The following is a 14,319-nucleotide window of genomic DNA, read 5'->3' on the forward strand; positions in this document are numbered from 1 at the left end:
GCGGCGACTTGCGCAGGATGCGGGTGGGGACCGGGGCCCCCGTGCCGGTAACGGCAGGGGCGGACCGCTACCCGGAGCAACAACAGGAGACAGCGATGTCCCACGAGGCTCAGGAAACCCACGAGCCCGAGACCCCGCATCTCGACTTCCAGGGGACCACCCCGTACGAGGACTACGTCAAGGCGGACGTCCTCACCCACCTCCAGCACACCCTCTCCGACGATCCCGGAGAGATGGTCTTCCTGGTCACCACCCAGGTCATGGAGCTGTGGTTCACGGTCGTCGTGCACGAGTGGGAGACGGCCGCGCAGGCCCTGCGCCAGGACGACGTGCCGGTGGCGATCGCCGCGCTGAAACGGTCCGTACGGGAGCTGGAGGCGCTGAACGCCTCCTGGAAGCCGCTGGGCCAGCTCACGCCCGCGCAGTTCAACTCGTACCGCAGCGCCCTGGGCGAGGGGTCCGGCTTCCAGTCCGCGATGTACCGCCGGATGGAGTTCCTGCTCGGCGAGAAGTCCGCGTCCATGCTGGTCCCGCACCGCGGCTCGCCCCGCGTCCACGCGGAGCTGGAGAAGGCGCTGCACGAGCCGAGCCTGTACGACGAGGTGCTGCGCCTGCTGGCCCGCCGCGGCCACCCGATCCCCGGGTCCGTCCTGCGGCGGGACGTCTCGCGGCGCTACGAGCCGTCGGACGAGGTGGAGGCGGTCTGGGCCGCGATCTACTCCGGAGACGAGCGTGACGAGCTCGCCCGGCTCGGCGAGGCGCTCAGCGATGTCGCCGAACTGGTGTGGCGCTGGCGCAACGACCACCTGGTGGCCACCCGCAGGGCCATGGGCGCCAAGCCCGGAACGGGCGGCTCCGCCGGAGTGGCGTGGCTGGAGAAGCGGGCCCGGAAGAACGTCTTCCCCGAGCTGTGGACGGCGAGGTCCTATGTCTGAGACCACGGCACCGCCCGCATCGGCCGAACTGGCGGCGCGGGCCCGGAAGCTGGACGCGGCGGACGAACTCGCGGGCAAGAGAGCCGAGTTCGTGCTCGACGAGGTGATCTACCTCGACGGCAACTCGCTCGGCGCGCTGCCCGCCGCCGTCCCCGGCCGGATGGCCGACGTGATCACCCGGCAGTGGGGCGAACTGCGCATCCGCTCCTGGGACGAGAGCGGCTGGTGGACGGCGCCCGAGCGGATCGGGGACCGCATCGCGCCGCTGATCGGGGCGGCCCCCGGACAGGTGGTGGTCGGTGACTCCACCAGCGTCAACGTGTTCAAGGCGCTGGTCGCGGCGGTCCGGATGGCCGGGGACGGCCGGGACGAGATCGTCGTGGACGCCACGACGTTCCCCACCGACGGCTACATCGCCCGGTCCGCGGCCCGCATGACCGGCTGCACGCTGCGGCCCGTGACCCCGGCCGAGGTGCCGGACGTGCTCGGGCCGCGCACGGCGGTCGTCCTGCTCAACCACGCGGACTACCGCACGGGCCGCCTGCACGACCTGCCGTCGCTCACCTCCGCCGTGCACGCGGCGGGCGCGCTGGCCGTCTGGGACCTGTGCCACACCGCGGGCGCCCTGCCGGTCGGCGTCGACGAGCACGGGGTGGACCTGGCGGTCGGCTGCACCTACAAGTACCTGAACGGCGGCCCCGGTTCACCGGCCTACCTGTATGTGCGCCGGGACCTCCAGGACCGCTTCGACTCCCCGCTGCCCGGCTGGAACTCGCACGTGGAGCCCTTCGGCATGCACGGCGACTACGAGCCGGCGCGCGGCGCGCCGCGGGGCCGGGTCGGAACGCCGGACATCCTGTCGATGCTCGCGCTGGAGGCGGCCCTGGAGGTCTGGGACGGGGTGTCCGTCGAGGCGGTGCGGGCGAAGTCGCTGGCCCTGACGGACTTCTTCCTGGAGTGCGTCGCGGAGTACGTGGAGCCCGGCCGGGTCGAGTCCCTGACCCCGGCCGCGCACGAGGAGCGCGGCAGCCAGGTGGCCCTGTGCTGCGACGACGCCGGTGACGTGATGAAACGCCTGATCGAGCGGGGTGTCGTCGGCGACTTCCGCCCCCCGAACCTCCTGCGCTTCGGCTTCACACCGCTGTACGTCGGCTTCGCGGACGTGGAACGCGCGGCACGGGTGCTGGGGGAGGTGGTGGGCTAGCGGGCATTGCGGGGGGCGCCTCCCCGGGGCGTCTCATGGGGCGTCTCTCCTGGAAGGGGCGTCCTCCCGGGGGCGCCTCCTGGGAGGGCGTCCCCCCCCGGGGGGGCTCACTCCGTGACGAACACCCCCGCCGCCGCCGCGGCATGGGCGGCCCGTGCGGCCCGTTCCGCGGCGGCGGCGTCGGGGACCGACCCCGAGGTCAGCAGCCCGTAGTACAGCGGCGCGGACACCGCGCGCACGACCGCCCGGGCGTCCGTGCCCGCCGGCAGCTCACCGCGTGCCACGCCCTGCTCCACGCACGGCGCCCACTCGGCCACCCGCACCTCGTAGAACCGCCGCAGCGCCCCGGCCGTCCGCTCGTCGCACGCGGCCGCCGCGATCACGGCACGGAACAGCGCGCCCTGGCGCGGGTCGGCCAGCGTCCGCTGGACGAGCGACGCGTTGGCCCGCAGGTCCCCGAGCACCGATCCGGTCTCCTCCCGGGGCGACGACTGCTCGGCCATGTCCGCCAGCAGGTCGGCGACGAGCCCGGTCACCGAGCCCCACCGCCGGTACACGGTCGTCTTGCCGACCTCCGCCCGCCGTGCGACATCCGCCAGATCGAGCCGGTCGAAGCCCTGCTCCGCCAGCACGTCCCCCGCCGCGCGCAGGACCGCGGCACGCACGCGCGCGGTGCGGCCTCCGGGACGTACGGTGCCGGGTTCGGCGGACATGTCGGCCTCCTTCGTACGCGCGGGCCCCGGTGCGGGCCCCCGCGGGTCGCCCTCCGGGTCACCCGTCAGGGTAACGAAACGGCAGGACCGTTTACCTCTCACCGAGCGTGACATCCCCATGTCCCCGCACGTCACCGGCCTGGTACCGTCCCGGCCAACGGCCTGACGCACCACCCGGTCCGCCCCCACACGTTTCATCGCTGAGAGGTTGGAGCATGACGGACGACGTCGCGGCGGCACGGGCCGCCGCCGAGGAGAAGTCGGCCTTCTCGCACCCGCCCGTCGACCCCGACGCGACCGCGGCCTACGGCGGCCACCCCGACCAGGTGATCGACTTCTACGCCCCGCACACCCCCGGGCCCGCCGGTCCCGACTCCTCCGCCCCGCTGGTCGTCGTCCTGCACGGAGGCGCCTGGCGCGCCCCGTACGACCGGCGGCACATCAGCCCGTTCGCCGGCTTCCTGGCCCGCAGGGGATTCGCGGTGGCGAGCGTGGAGTACCGGCGGGGAGCCGTGGCGGCGGCAGCCGGGGAACAGCCCGTCGCGGGCCGCTGGCCCGACACCTTCGACGACGTCGCCGCCGCGCTCGACGCCCTCCCCGCGCTCGTCTCCGAGGCCCTCCCGCAGGCCGACGCCCAGCGGACGGTGCTCACCGGGCACTCCGCCGGCGGGCACCTCGCGCTGTGGGCCGCCGCCCGCCACGTCCTGCCCGCCGGTGCCCCCTGGCGCACCGGCCACCCCGCCCCGCTGCGCGGAGTGGTCGCCCTCGCGCCGATCGCCGACTTCGCGGCTGCGGACGAGCTGGACGTGTGCGGCGGGGCGGCACGCCAGCTCCTCGGCGGGAAGGACCTGTTCGCCGAACGGCGGCCGTACGCCGACCCGGCGCTGCTGCTGCCGACGGGCATCGCGACGACCCTGGTGCAGGGCCGCGCCGACCTGGACGTCCCGCAGGCGGTCGCCGAGTCGTACGCGGACGCGGCGGCGAAGGCCGGCGAGGTGGCCGGGCTGACCCTGCTGGAGGACGTCGGCCACTTCCCGCTGATCGACCCGGCGGCGGACGCGTGCGCGGTGGTGGCGGAGGAGATCGCACAGCTGGCGTGGTGAGGCCGCGGACCCGGGGGAGGGGCGGTGGCCGCTCGGGGGGACGGCCGGTCCCGTCATACCCGTCATACCTGAGAGCTACGGCCGTGAACACCTCTGCGGCGTGACGCGGGCGACGGCTCCCGCTCCGTAACTTCCCGGTCCAGGAAGCCCGATGCACGGGCGGACCGGGAGGGAAGCGAAGCATGGAGCCGACCGCAGTGCCAGCGCCCGACGCCACCGGCGGCCCGCCGGGGGAGCGCCGCACGCCCCGCCGGCTGCGCTCCCTGCTGGCCCTCCTCGTCACCGCCTGCGTGGTCCTGCCGCTGTCCGCCGCCGCCCGCCCCCGCATCCCCGCCCCGGCACCGGCCGACCTCCCCCGGGTCACCGCGACCACCCTGGAAGCGGCCTACGCGGCCAACCGCGCCAACGCCGCGCGGGCCGCCCGGATGGCGCGGGCCCACGGCGACCGGCACCGCGCGGCGGCGGACCGCGCCCTGGCCGCCCCGTCCCGCCGGCTCCTCGCCTTCGACGGCCGCGGCGCCGGACTGGTCACCGAGGTCTTCGGCGACCTCGCCCACGCCGACCACGTCGCCGTCCTGGTCCCCGGCTCCGACACGACCCTCGACACCTACGGCCGCTTCCACGCGGCCGCGACCGCCCTGCACCGCCAGCTCGCCGGGCGGGCCGCCCGGTCCACCCGCGTGGCGGTCGTCGCCTGGCTCGGGTACGAGACGCCCGGCACGGTCAGCACCACCGTCCTCACCACCGGCCGCGCCGACGAAGCCGCGCCCCGGCTGGGCGAGTTCGTCCGCCTGCTGCGCACCCTCACCGGACCGAGCGCCCACCTGTCGCTGCTGTGCCACTCCTACGGCTCGGTCGTCTGCGCCCGCTCCGCCGCCCGGGGCGCGCCCGTCGCCGACCTCGTCCTCCTCGGCAGCCCCGGCACCGGCGCCGGCTCCGCGGCCGCGCTGCGCACCACGGCGCGGATCTGGGCGGCCCGCGGCGGCACCGACTGGGTCGCGGACGTCCCGCACGTCGACGCCGGCCTGTTCGGCACGACCGTCGGCTTCGGCGCCGACCCGGTGTCCCCGGCGTTCGGCGCCCGCGTCTTCGCCGCCGGCGACGGCGGGCACAGCGACTACTTCACGCCGGGCTCGGTCTGTCTGGCCAACCTCGCCCGGATCGTGCTCGGCGACGCCTCGGAGGTGACCCGTGCGTGAGCCGATGCGCCGGCTCCTGGAGTCCGCCGCGCGCCTCGACGCGGCCACCCCCGCCTCCCGGGACCGCGCGGCCGACGGGCTGCGCGCCCTCGCCATCCTCGGTGTCGTCGTCGGCCACTGGCTGGTGACCGCCCTGGTCGCCGACGGCGGCACCCTGCGCACCGACAGCCCGCTGCGGCACCTGCCCGCGCTGGCCACGGTCTCCTGGCTGTTCCAGACGCTCGCCGTGTTCTTCCTGGTCGGCGGCGAGGCCGCGGCTCGCGGCCTGGCCTCGTCCCGGGCCCGCGGGGAGAGCTACGGACAGTGGCTGAGCGCCCGCCTCACCCGGCTGTTCGCCCCGGTGGGCGCCCTCGTGGCCCTGTGGACGGCGGCCACCGCGGCCCTCCTGCTGACCGGTGCCGACCCGGCCACGGTGCGCACCCTGGTGAAACTGGCGCTGTCCCCGCTGTGGTTCCTGGTGGCCTTCGCCGCGCTGACCGCGGCCACCCCGCTGCTCACGCGCGTGAACCCGCTGTGGCCGCTGGCCGTCGTCCTCCATGTGGACCTCGTGCGCTTCGGCCTGGGCGGCCCCGCCTGGCTCGGCTGGACCAACCTGGTGGCGGGCTGGCTGGTGCCCTACACGCTGGGCGTGGCCTGGAGCCGGGGCGCACCGGAGCGGCGGCGGGCCGGGTGGATCCTGCTGGGCGGCGGGGTGGCGGTGACGGCGGCGCTGGTCGCCTGGGCGGGTTATCCGGCGTCGATGGTCGGGGTGCCGGGCGCCGCGGTGTCCAATCTGAACCCGCCGACGCTGGCCGCCGTCACCTTCGGCGTGGCCCAGTGCGGTCTGGCCCTGCTGCTGCGCGAACCCCTGCGCCGCGTGCTGCGCCGGCCGGTCGCCTGGGCCGCGGTGGCCCTGGTCAACCTCTCCGCCATGACGATCTTCCTCTGGCACCAGACCGCCCTGATGGCCACCACGGCCGCCGCCCTCCTCGCCGGCCGGCTCCCCGGCCTGCACACCGTCCCCGGCCACTACGGCTGGGCCGCCCAGCGGCTGCTGTGGCTGCCGGTGTTCGTCCTCGCGCTGGGCATGTGCTGGATCGCCTTCCGCCACCGGGAGCAGCGCGCCGGAGGGGCCGGGCACCGCGCGTCCCGGGTGGTCCGCGTCCAGCGCGACCCGCGGGAGCCGGAAGCGGAGGCGGCTCGCCGTGCCTAGAGTTGATCACGTGACGGAGACGGGGAGGGACCGGCACCCGGAGGGGAGCCGGCCGGGGGACTGGCTGCGCGTACTGCGCGCCGACCTGTGGACCTTCCGCGCGGACCCCCTGCCCCCCTTCCTGTGGCTGCGCTGGCTGCCGCACGGTCTGGTCTGCCTGGCCGGCGTGATCGTGCTGGGCACCAGCGCGTCCCTGCTGGACGACACCTACGGCCAGAACGCCCAGTACGCGCTGCTGATGTCGGCCGGGCAGGGCGCGGCCGTGGTGCTGGCCCTGTGGCGGCCGGTACCGGCGTGGCTGCTGTCCACGGCGGTCTCCGTGGCCATCGCCCTGGCCGCCCGGTCCCAGCTGATCTCGGGGCAGAGCGCGCCGGACGCCGCCTGGCCGTGGGCCGCGCCCGGCGTGGCGGCGCACTCCCTGGTGCTGCTGCTGCTCGCCCTGCGGGTGCCGACCCGGGTGGCCTTCGAGGCGCTGGCCGTGACGGCGCTCGCCACCTATCTCGTCCAGGGCGTCATCGGCGCCTCCCGCTACGCGGGCACCGGCGTGGTGGCGGTGTCCGTGTTCACGGTCGTCGTCCTGCTCGGCGTGGCCCTGCGCGGACGCCGCGAGGCGCGGGACGAACTCGGCCGGCAGACCACCATCACCGCCGAGGAACGCGCCCGCCGCACCGTCCTGGAGGAGCGCAGCAGGATCGCGCGCGAGCTGCACGACGTCGTCGCCCACCACATGTCGGTGATCTCCATCCAGGCGCAGGTCGCGCCGCACCTGGTGGACGACCCCTCCGACGAGCTGAAGGAGAACCTGGCGGGCATCCGGCAGAACGCGCTGGAGGCGCTGACCGAACTGCGCCGCGTCCTCGGCGTGCTGCGTTCCGAGAACCCCGAGGACCCCTACGGGCTGGGCGAGTCCGGCGCCGGTGCCGCCCCGGACGCCCCGCAGCCCACCCTGGACCGCCTGGACGCCCTCATCGAGAACACCAGGGCCGCCGGGCTGTGCGTCACCGCGGACGTCCGGGGCGAGCCCCGCCGCCCGTACCCGCCCGGGGTGGAGCTGTCGGCGTACCGGATCGTGCAGGAGGCGCTCAGCAACGCCCTGCGGCACGCCCCCGGTTCCGACGTCCGCGTCCGGGTCGGCCACGTGCCCGAGGGTCTGCTCCTGGAGATCACCAACAGCCGTCCGGAGCGGGCCGTGCCGTCCTCCCCGGGAGCCGGGCACGGGCTGCTCGGCATGCGCGAGCGCGCGGCGATGCTGGGCGGCTACGTCCGCGCGCGGCCGGCCCCGCACGGCGGGTTCGGCGTCGTCGCGTTCCTGCCCCGGGACGGCGTCGCCCGCGACCCCCTGGACGAGGACGTCCAGGGCCCGCCGGGAGCGGAGTACACCGTTCCCGAGCCCCCGACAGGAGAAGGAATCCCATGACGAGCGGCACGATCCGCGTACTCATCGCCGACGACCAGCAGATGGTCCGGCAGGGCTTCACCGTGCTGCTCAACACCCAGCCGGACATCGAGGTCGTCGGCCAGGCGGTGGACGGCCTGGACGCGGTCGCCAAGGTCGCCGAACTCGGCCCCGACGTGGTGCTGATGGACATCCGCATGCCGGAGCTGGGCGGCATCGAGGCCACCCGCCGCGTCACCGCGTCGACGCAGCGCACCCGCGTGCTGGTGCTGACCACCTTCGACCTCGACGAGTACGTCTACGAGGCACTGCGGGCCGGTGCCTCCGGGTTCCTGCTGAAGGACGCCTCCGCGGACCAGCTCGCCGAGGCGGTGCGGGTGGTGGCCGCGGGGGACGCGCTGCTCGCGCCCGGCATCACCCGGCGGCTGATCGCCGAGTTCTCCCGCCTGGACGGCGCGCCCCGCGCCCCGCTCAAGGAGCGCGTCGCGGACCTCACCGAGCGGGAGACGGAGGTCCTGGCGCTGATCGCGCGGGGCCTGTCCAACGCGGAGATCGCCCGCCACCTCGTCGTCGCGGAACAGACCGTGAAGACCCATGTCAGCCGGATCCTGGTGAAGCTGGGCCTGCGGGACCGGACGCAGGCGGCGGTGTTCGCGTACGAGTCGGGGCTGGTGCGGCCGACGGGCTACTGAACCGGCCCCGCCGGAAGCGCCGGGGCGACCACGTAGTACCTGAGACGGATGCCGCAGAACCCCTCTCGCTGGTGACGACCGCGGCCCCCGCCCCGGCCTAACGTTTCGGACGTGACCGAGACGCCCCAGACGCACACGCCGCCCCCGCCGAACGGCACGGGCACCGCGGATCCCGCGTTCGCCCCGTACAAGCCGCGCAGCCCCGAGTACCGGCTGGCCGCCGACGCCCTGCGCGGCCTGCGGCAGGACCTGTTCACCGACGCCTTCGCGTACCGCCCGCTGCCCCGCAGGGCCGTGGACGGCCCGGTGGTCCGGCGGCTGGGCGGCCGGTTCCGGGAGTACGCCTCCTGGACCCCGCACGCACTGATCGCCGCGGCCGCCTTCCTGGCGCTGCTGGTGTCCTCGACGACCCACGGCGGCGGGAACCTGGGACTGCTCGTCGGCCTGCTCACCCTCGCCCCCGTGGTGCTGACCATGGTCCGCCCGGTCCTCGCGTTCTGGGCGTCGCTGGTCGCGACCCTGATCGCCACCGTCCTCGACGGCAGCTACAGCGACTGGCCCTGGCCGCCCGGCGCCTTCTTCGCCCACCTGGTGGTGCTGGCGGTCGTCGCGATCCGCACCCGGCCGCGCACCGCGGCGTGGATATGGGCCCTGACCGCGGTGTACGGCTTCTTCGCCGAGAGCCTCTTCGGCTGGAACCACTACACCGCCAACACGGCGCCCATGCTGGTGGTCTCCGCGCTGCTCCTGCTCGCCATCACGGTCTGGCACATCCGCCGGGAGGCCGAGCAGGAGGTGACCGCGCAGCAGACGGTGACGGCGGTCGAACGGTCGAGGCGCACCCTCCTGGAGGAGCGCACCACCATCGCCCGCGAGCTGCACGACGTCGTCGCCCACCACATGTCGGTCGTCGCCATCCAGGCCGAGGCCGCTCCCTACCGGGTGGAGAACCCGCCGCCGGAGCTGGAGCGCGCCTTCGCGACCATCCGGGAGAACGCGGTGGCCGCCCTCACCGAGCTGCGCCGCGTGCTCGGCGTGGTCCGCGCCGAGGACTACGAGGCCCCGGACGCCCCCCAGCCCACCCTCGCCGACCTCGACGCGCTGCTCGCCAATGTGCGCGACGCGGGCCTCGACGCCGGCAGGACGGTGACCGGCGCGGTGCGCGAACTGCCGCAGGGCGTGGAGCTGTCGGCGTACCGGATCGTGCAGGAGGCGCTGAGCAACACCCTCAGGCACGCGCCCGGCGCGAGCGCCCGCGTGGAGATCGGCTACGTCCTCGGGGGCCTGGGCGTGCGCATAGTCAACGGGCCGCCGCCCGAGCCGTCCCTCGTCAAACCCTCGCCGGGCGCGGGCCACGGCATCACCGGGATGCGCGAGCGGGTCTCCATGCTGAACGGCGAGATGACGGCGGGCCCCACGGACGAGGGAGGGTACGAGGTGACGGTCTTCCTGCCCGTCCCGGCGACGAGCGAGGATGACGCATGACCATCCGCGTGCTGATCGCGGACGACCAGATGATGGTGCGCGAGGGCTTCTCGGTCCTGCTGAACGCGATGCCGGACATCGAGGTCGCCGGCGAGGCGGTGAACGGCCGGGAGGCCGTCGCGAAGGTCCGCGAACTCGCGCCGGACGTGGTGCTCATGGACATCCGCATGCCCGAGCTGAACGGCATCGAGGCGACCCGGGAGATCGTCGCCGCGGACGGGGCGGCGAAGGTGCTGGTGCTGACCACCTTCGACCTCGACGAGTACGTCTACCAGGCGCTGCGCGCGGGAGCCTCCGGGTTCCTGCTGAAGGACGCCTCCGCCCGCCGGCTGGCCGAGGGGGTGCGGGTGGTGGCGTCCGGCGAGGCGCTGCTCGCCCCTTCGGTCACGAGGCGGCTCATCACCGAGTTCGCCAAGCTGTCCGAGGTCCCGAAGCTGCTGCCGCAGGCACAGGAGGCGTACGGCGACCTGACCGACCGGGAGACGGAGGTGCTGGTGCTCATCGCGCACGGCCTGTCCAACGCGGAGATCGCGTCGCGGCTCGTGGTCGCCGAGTCCACGATCAAGACGCACGTGAGCCGCATCCTGGTGAAGCTGGGCCTCAGGGACCGGACGCAGGCGGCGGTGTTCGCGTACGAGGCGAGACTGGTCACCCCGGGATGAGCGGCCCCTGGTCAGCGCGGGGTGCGCCGGGCTAGCGTCCGGTCATGGCAGCCTTCGACCCGTGGGACCCGGCGTTCCTCGCCGACCCGTACCCCGCCTACGCCGAGCTGCGTGCCCGGGGCCGCGTGCACCACTACGAGCCCACGGACCAGTGGCTGGTACCGCACCACGCGGACGTCTCGGCGCTGCTGCGGGACCGCCGGCTGGGGCGGACGTACCTGCACCGTTTCCGCCACGAGGACTTCGGGCGCACCCCGCCCCCGCCGGAGCACGAGCCGTTCCACACCCTCAACGACCACGGCATGCTGGACCTGGAGCCGCCGGACCACACCCGGATCCGGCGCCTGGTGTCCAAGGCGTTCACCCCGCGCACGGTCGAGCGGCTGGCTCCCTACGTGGAGGCGCTGGCCGGGGAGCTGGTCGGCGGGCTGGTGCGGCGCGGCGGCGGTGATCTGCTCACCGAGGTCGCCGAACCGCTGCCGGTGGCGGTGATCGCCGAGATGCTGGGCGTCCCCGAGTCCGACCGCGCGCCGTTGCGCCCCTGGTCGGCGCAGATCTGCGGGATGTACGAGCTGAACCCGTCCGAGGAGACGGCGGCCGGGGCGGTCCGGGCGTCGGTGGAGTTCTCGGACTACCTGCGCGACCTGATCGCCGAGCGCCGCAAGGAGCCGGGTGACGACCTGATCTCCGGGCTGATCGCCGCCCACGACGAGGGCGACCGGCTCACCGAGCAGGAGATGATCTCGACCTGCGTGCTGCTGCTGAACGCGGGCCACGAGGCGACGGTGAACGCCACGGTCAACGGCTGGTGGGCGCTGTTCCGCAACCCGGACCAGCTGGCGGCGCTGCGCGCGGACCACTCCCTCGTCCCGTCCGCGGTCGAGGAGCTGATGCGCTACGACACCCCGCTCCAGCTCTTCGAGCGCTGGGTGCTGGACGACATCGAGATCGACGGGACGACGATCCCGCGCGGCGCCGAACTCGCCCTCCTCTTCGGTTCCGCCAACCACGACCCGGCGGTCTTCACCGATCCGGGCCGGCTCGACCTCGCCCGCGCGGAGAACCCGCACATCTCCTTCAGCGCCGGAATCCACTACTGCATCGGCGCCCCGCTGGCCCGTCTCGAACTGGCCGCGTCCATGAGGGCCCTGCTGGAGCGGGCCCCCACCCTGACCCTGGCCGCTGAGCCGCGGCGCAAGCCGAACTTCGTGATCCGGGGCCTGGAGGGCCTGACCGTGGAGATCCGCTAGCGACCGGGCTCCGCGGGCACGCGCCCGGCGGGACGCTCCCGGGGAGACGCGCCCCACGGCCCGGCGGTGGTTCACCGCTCGCGGGGGCGCTCATCGGGTCACGCCCGCCGCGGCTCCTGCCCCGACGTGGGCAGCGTGAGCCCCAGGCCGCCCTCGAAGACCGTCCACGTCCGCCGCCGGACCGGGCCCGCCACCACCGCGTCGGCCCGGTACCGGAAGTCCGCTCCGGACACCGTGACCCGGCGCCCGGTCCCCAGGAGGGGTGCCGCCGCGGCGCCGACCGACAGGGGGCGCACCCTGACGGTGGCCGAGCCGGAGCCGTCGGGCGTGACCGACACCGCCTCCAGCGGCTGGTCGAGGTCCACCAGCGTCTCGCCGTCCACCTCCACGCGCAGCCGGGCGGGCCCGGTCGCGGCCGGGAGCGCGGCGGTCGTCACGCGGGCCGGACGCGCCGGCACCAGGGTCCGGACCAGCGACTGGCAGGTCCGCAGCCACGGCCGGCTCACGGCGGTGGCCCCCTCCGGCGCCCGGTGCCCGGCGGCGGTGAGCGGCGGGATGCCCACCGCGCCGACCACCACCCCGTCGCTGTCGTCGACGAGCAGGTCCAGCCGCCGCTCGGCCCCCTCCAGGACGGCCCGAGCCGCCGCGACCGTACCCGTCGGCACGCCGAGGGAGCGGGCCAGCGACAGCACCCCGGACCCCGCCCCCACCGGCACCACGGACAGCACACATCCGGCCAGCTCCCGCTGCCGGTGCAGCAGGGACACGGCGCGCACCAGCGCGCGGTCGTCGCCGACCACCACCGGCCGGCGCGAGCCGCGCCGGGCCAGCATCCGGGCGAATTCCTCCGGACCGTCCGGGAGGCACACCTTGGTGGCGGCACCCGCTCCGAGCACGTCTTTCGCGATGCGCACGGACTCCGGGTCCACTCGCCGGGCGACCGGATCGATGATCACCAACAGCCGCTCGGACGTCGCGGAAGTCGCCACCTCGGTCATGCCTCGCTTCCTCGGGTAGCATCTTTGTGCAAGAGCCCCTTGCGCTATTGCGCCAGGGGCTTCGTCTATTCCGGGGCATCCGGTCCGACGGGTTGCGGCCAACGAAGGTCGCCGGTGTATCACCCGCACACGCGTGGTGTACACCCCTTGACCTTGGACATGCCCCGCCCGGAAGGGGTGTACGCGCGTGCCCGCACTTGTGCTGCTCGGTGCTCAGTGGGGTGACGAAGGCAAGGGAAAGGCGACGGACCTGCTCGGTGGTTCCGTCGACTATGTGGTGCGCTACCAGGGCGGCAACAACGCCGGCCACACGGTAGTCGTGGGTGACCAGAAGTACGCCCTCCACCTGCTCCCTTCCGGAATCCTGTCCCCCGGCTGCACGCCGGTCATCGGTAACGGTGTCGTAGTCGACCCGTCGGTCCTGCTCTCCGAGCTGAGCGGGCTGAACGAGCGCGGCGTCGACACGTCGAAGCTCCTGATCAGCGGTAACGCGCACATCATCACGCCGTACAACGTGACCGTCGACAAGGTGACGGAACGCTTCCTCGGCAAGCGCAAGATCGGCACGACCGGCCGCGGCATCGGCCCGACCTACGCGGACAAGATCAACCGCGTGGGCATCCGGGTCCAGGACCTGTACGACGAGTCGATCCTCCAGCAGAAGGTCGAGGCGGCGCTCGACGTCAAGAACCAGCTGCTGACCAAGCTCTACAACCGCCGCGCGATCGCCGTCGAGCAGGTCGTCGAGGAGCTGCTGGGCTACGCCGAGCAGATCAAGCCGTACGTCGCCGACACGGTGCTGGTCCTCAACCAGGCGCTGGACGAGGACAAGGTCGTGCTCTTCGAGGGCGGCCAGGGCACCCTGCTGGACATCGACCACGGCACGTACCCGTTCGTGACCTCGTCGAACCCGACCGCGGGCGGCGCCTGCACCGGCGCCGGCGTGGGCCCGACCCGGATCAGCCGCGTCATCGGCATCCTCAAGGCGTACACGACCCGCGTCGGCGCCGGCCCGTTCCCCACCGAGCTGTTCGACGAGGACGGCGAGGCGCTGCGCCGGATCGGCGGCGAGCGGGGCGTGACCACCGGCCGGGACCGTCGCTGCGGCTGGTTCGACGCGGTGATCGCCCGGTACGCGACCCGGGTCAACGGCCTGACCGACTTCTTCCTCACCAAGCTGGACGTGCTCACCGGCTGGGAGCAGATCCCGGTCTGCGTCGCCTACGAGATCGACGGCAAGCGCGTCGAGGAGCTGCCGTACTCGCAGACCGACTTCCACCACGCGAAGCCGGTCTACGAGATGCTGCCGGGCTGGAGCGAGGACATCAGCAAGGCGAAGTCCTTCTCCGACCTGCCGAAGAACGCCCAGGCGTACGTGAAGGCGCTGGAGGAGATGTCCGGCGCCCCGATCTCCGCGATCGGCGTGGGCCCGGGCCGGGACGAGACGATCGAGATCAACTCGTTCATCTGATCCGCTCCCACAGCGGCCC

The 14,319-nt window shown here is 74.2% G+C and carries 13 protein-coding genes; 11 read left to right on the forward strand and 2 right to left on the reverse strand.

Translation table 11 applies throughout. The annotated features are described in order from the left end of the window. Positions 1 to 95: 95 nt before the first annotated feature. Both SGLAU_RS17970 and kynU read left to right on the forward strand, forming a co-directional pair. Positions 96 to 935, forward strand: coding sequence for a tryptophan 2,3-dioxygenase family protein (locus tag SGLAU_RS17970; protein WP_043502745.1), 840 nt, complete (start codon positions 96 to 98; stop codon positions 933 to 935). Continuing rightward, positions 928 to 2,139 carry a kynureninase gene (gene kynU / locus SGLAU_RS17975; protein ID WP_043502746.1) on the forward strand — a complete coding sequence of 404 codons (1,212 nt, stop codon included), beginning with the start codon at positions 928 to 930 and terminating at the stop codon, positions 2,137 to 2,139. Before SGLAU_RS17970 ends, kynU begins: the two co-directional genes overlap by 8 nt. Before the next feature lie 107 nt (positions 2,140 to 2,246). Here kynU and SGLAU_RS17980 read toward each other — a convergent pair whose 3' ends face one another. Next, complete coding sequence (locus SGLAU_RS17980) at positions 2,247 to 2,852, reverse strand: TetR/AcrR family transcriptional regulator (protein WP_043502747.1); 606 nt, start codon at positions 2,850 to 2,852, stop codon at positions 2,247 to 2,249. Positions 2,853 to 3,067: 215 nt separating this feature from the next. On the opposite strand from SGLAU_RS17980, the gene SGLAU_RS17985 reads away from it, so the two are divergent. The 8 genes from SGLAU_RS17985 to SGLAU_RS18020 all read left to right on the forward strand — a co-directional run bounded on the left by SGLAU_RS17985 (position 3,068) and on the right by SGLAU_RS18020 (position 11,831). After that, a complete protein-coding gene (locus tag SGLAU_RS17985; RefSeq protein WP_043502748.1) occupies positions 3,068 to 3,955 on the forward strand; it encodes an alpha/beta hydrolase in 888 nt (295 codons plus the stop codon). Between the two features lie 182 nt (positions 3,956 to 4,137). Then, a complete protein-coding gene (locus tag SGLAU_RS17990) occupies positions 4,138 to 5,154 on the forward strand; it encodes an alpha/beta hydrolase (RefSeq protein WP_052413814.1) in 1,017 nt (338 codons plus the stop codon). A 4-nt stretch (positions 5,155 to 5,158) separates the two neighbouring features. After that, positions 5,159 to 6,346, forward strand: a complete 1,188-nt coding sequence (locus SGLAU_RS17995; RefSeq protein WP_043506754.1) for an acyltransferase family protein — start codon at positions 5,159 to 5,161, stop codon at positions 6,344 to 6,346. A gap of 10 nt (positions 6,347 to 6,356) precedes the next feature. Next, positions 6,357 to 7,763, forward strand: a complete 1,407-nt coding sequence (locus SGLAU_RS18000; RefSeq protein WP_063838880.1) for a sensor histidine kinase — start codon at positions 6,357 to 6,359, stop codon at positions 7,761 to 7,763. After that, the gene (locus SGLAU_RS18005; protein WP_043502750.1) at positions 7,760 to 8,434 is read left to right on the forward strand and encodes a response regulator; all 675 of its coding nucleotides are present in this window, start codon (positions 7,760 to 7,762) and stop codon (positions 8,432 to 8,434) included. The genes SGLAU_RS18000 and SGLAU_RS18005 overlap by 4 nt, the downstream gene beginning before the upstream one ends. A 111-nt stretch (positions 8,435 to 8,545) precedes the next feature. Next, entirely contained in the window at positions 8,546 to 9,919 is a 1,374-nt protein-coding gene (locus SGLAU_RS18010; protein WP_043502753.1) for a sensor histidine kinase, read from the forward strand. Further along, the gene (locus tag SGLAU_RS18015) at positions 9,916 to 10,581 is read left to right on the forward strand and encodes a response regulator (RefSeq protein ID WP_043502756.1); all 666 of its coding nucleotides are present in this window, start codon (positions 9,916 to 9,918) and stop codon (positions 10,579 to 10,581) included. Before SGLAU_RS18010 ends, SGLAU_RS18015 begins: the two co-directional genes overlap by 4 nt. Before the next feature lie 44 nt (positions 10,582 to 10,625). Then, positions 10,626 to 11,831: a cytochrome P450 gene (locus tag SGLAU_RS18020; RefSeq protein ID WP_043502759.1), complete on the forward strand. Its 1,206-nt coding sequence runs from the start codon at positions 10,626 to 10,628 to the stop codon at positions 11,829 to 11,831. Positions 11,832 to 11,929: 98 nt separating this feature from the next. On the opposite strand, the gene SGLAU_RS18025 is transcribed toward SGLAU_RS18020, so the two are convergent. Next, positions 11,930 to 12,829: a hypothetical protein gene (locus SGLAU_RS18025; RefSeq protein ID WP_043502761.1), complete on the reverse strand. Its 900-nt coding sequence runs from the start codon at positions 12,827 to 12,829 to the stop codon at positions 11,930 to 11,932. Between the two features lie 187 nt (positions 12,830 to 13,016). On the opposite strand from SGLAU_RS18025, the gene SGLAU_RS18030 reads away from it, so the two are divergent. Further along, positions 13,017 to 14,300, forward strand: a complete 1,284-nt coding sequence (locus SGLAU_RS18030; protein WP_043502762.1) for an adenylosuccinate synthase — start codon at positions 13,017 to 13,019, stop codon at positions 14,298 to 14,300. Positions 14,301 to 14,319 lie beyond the last annotated feature (19 nt).

This window comes from Streptomyces glaucescens, from assembly GCF_000761215.1.
In the GTDB taxonomy this organism is placed as follows: domain Bacteria; phylum Actinomycetota; class Actinomycetes; order Streptomycetales; family Streptomycetaceae; genus Streptomyces; species Streptomyces glaucescens_B.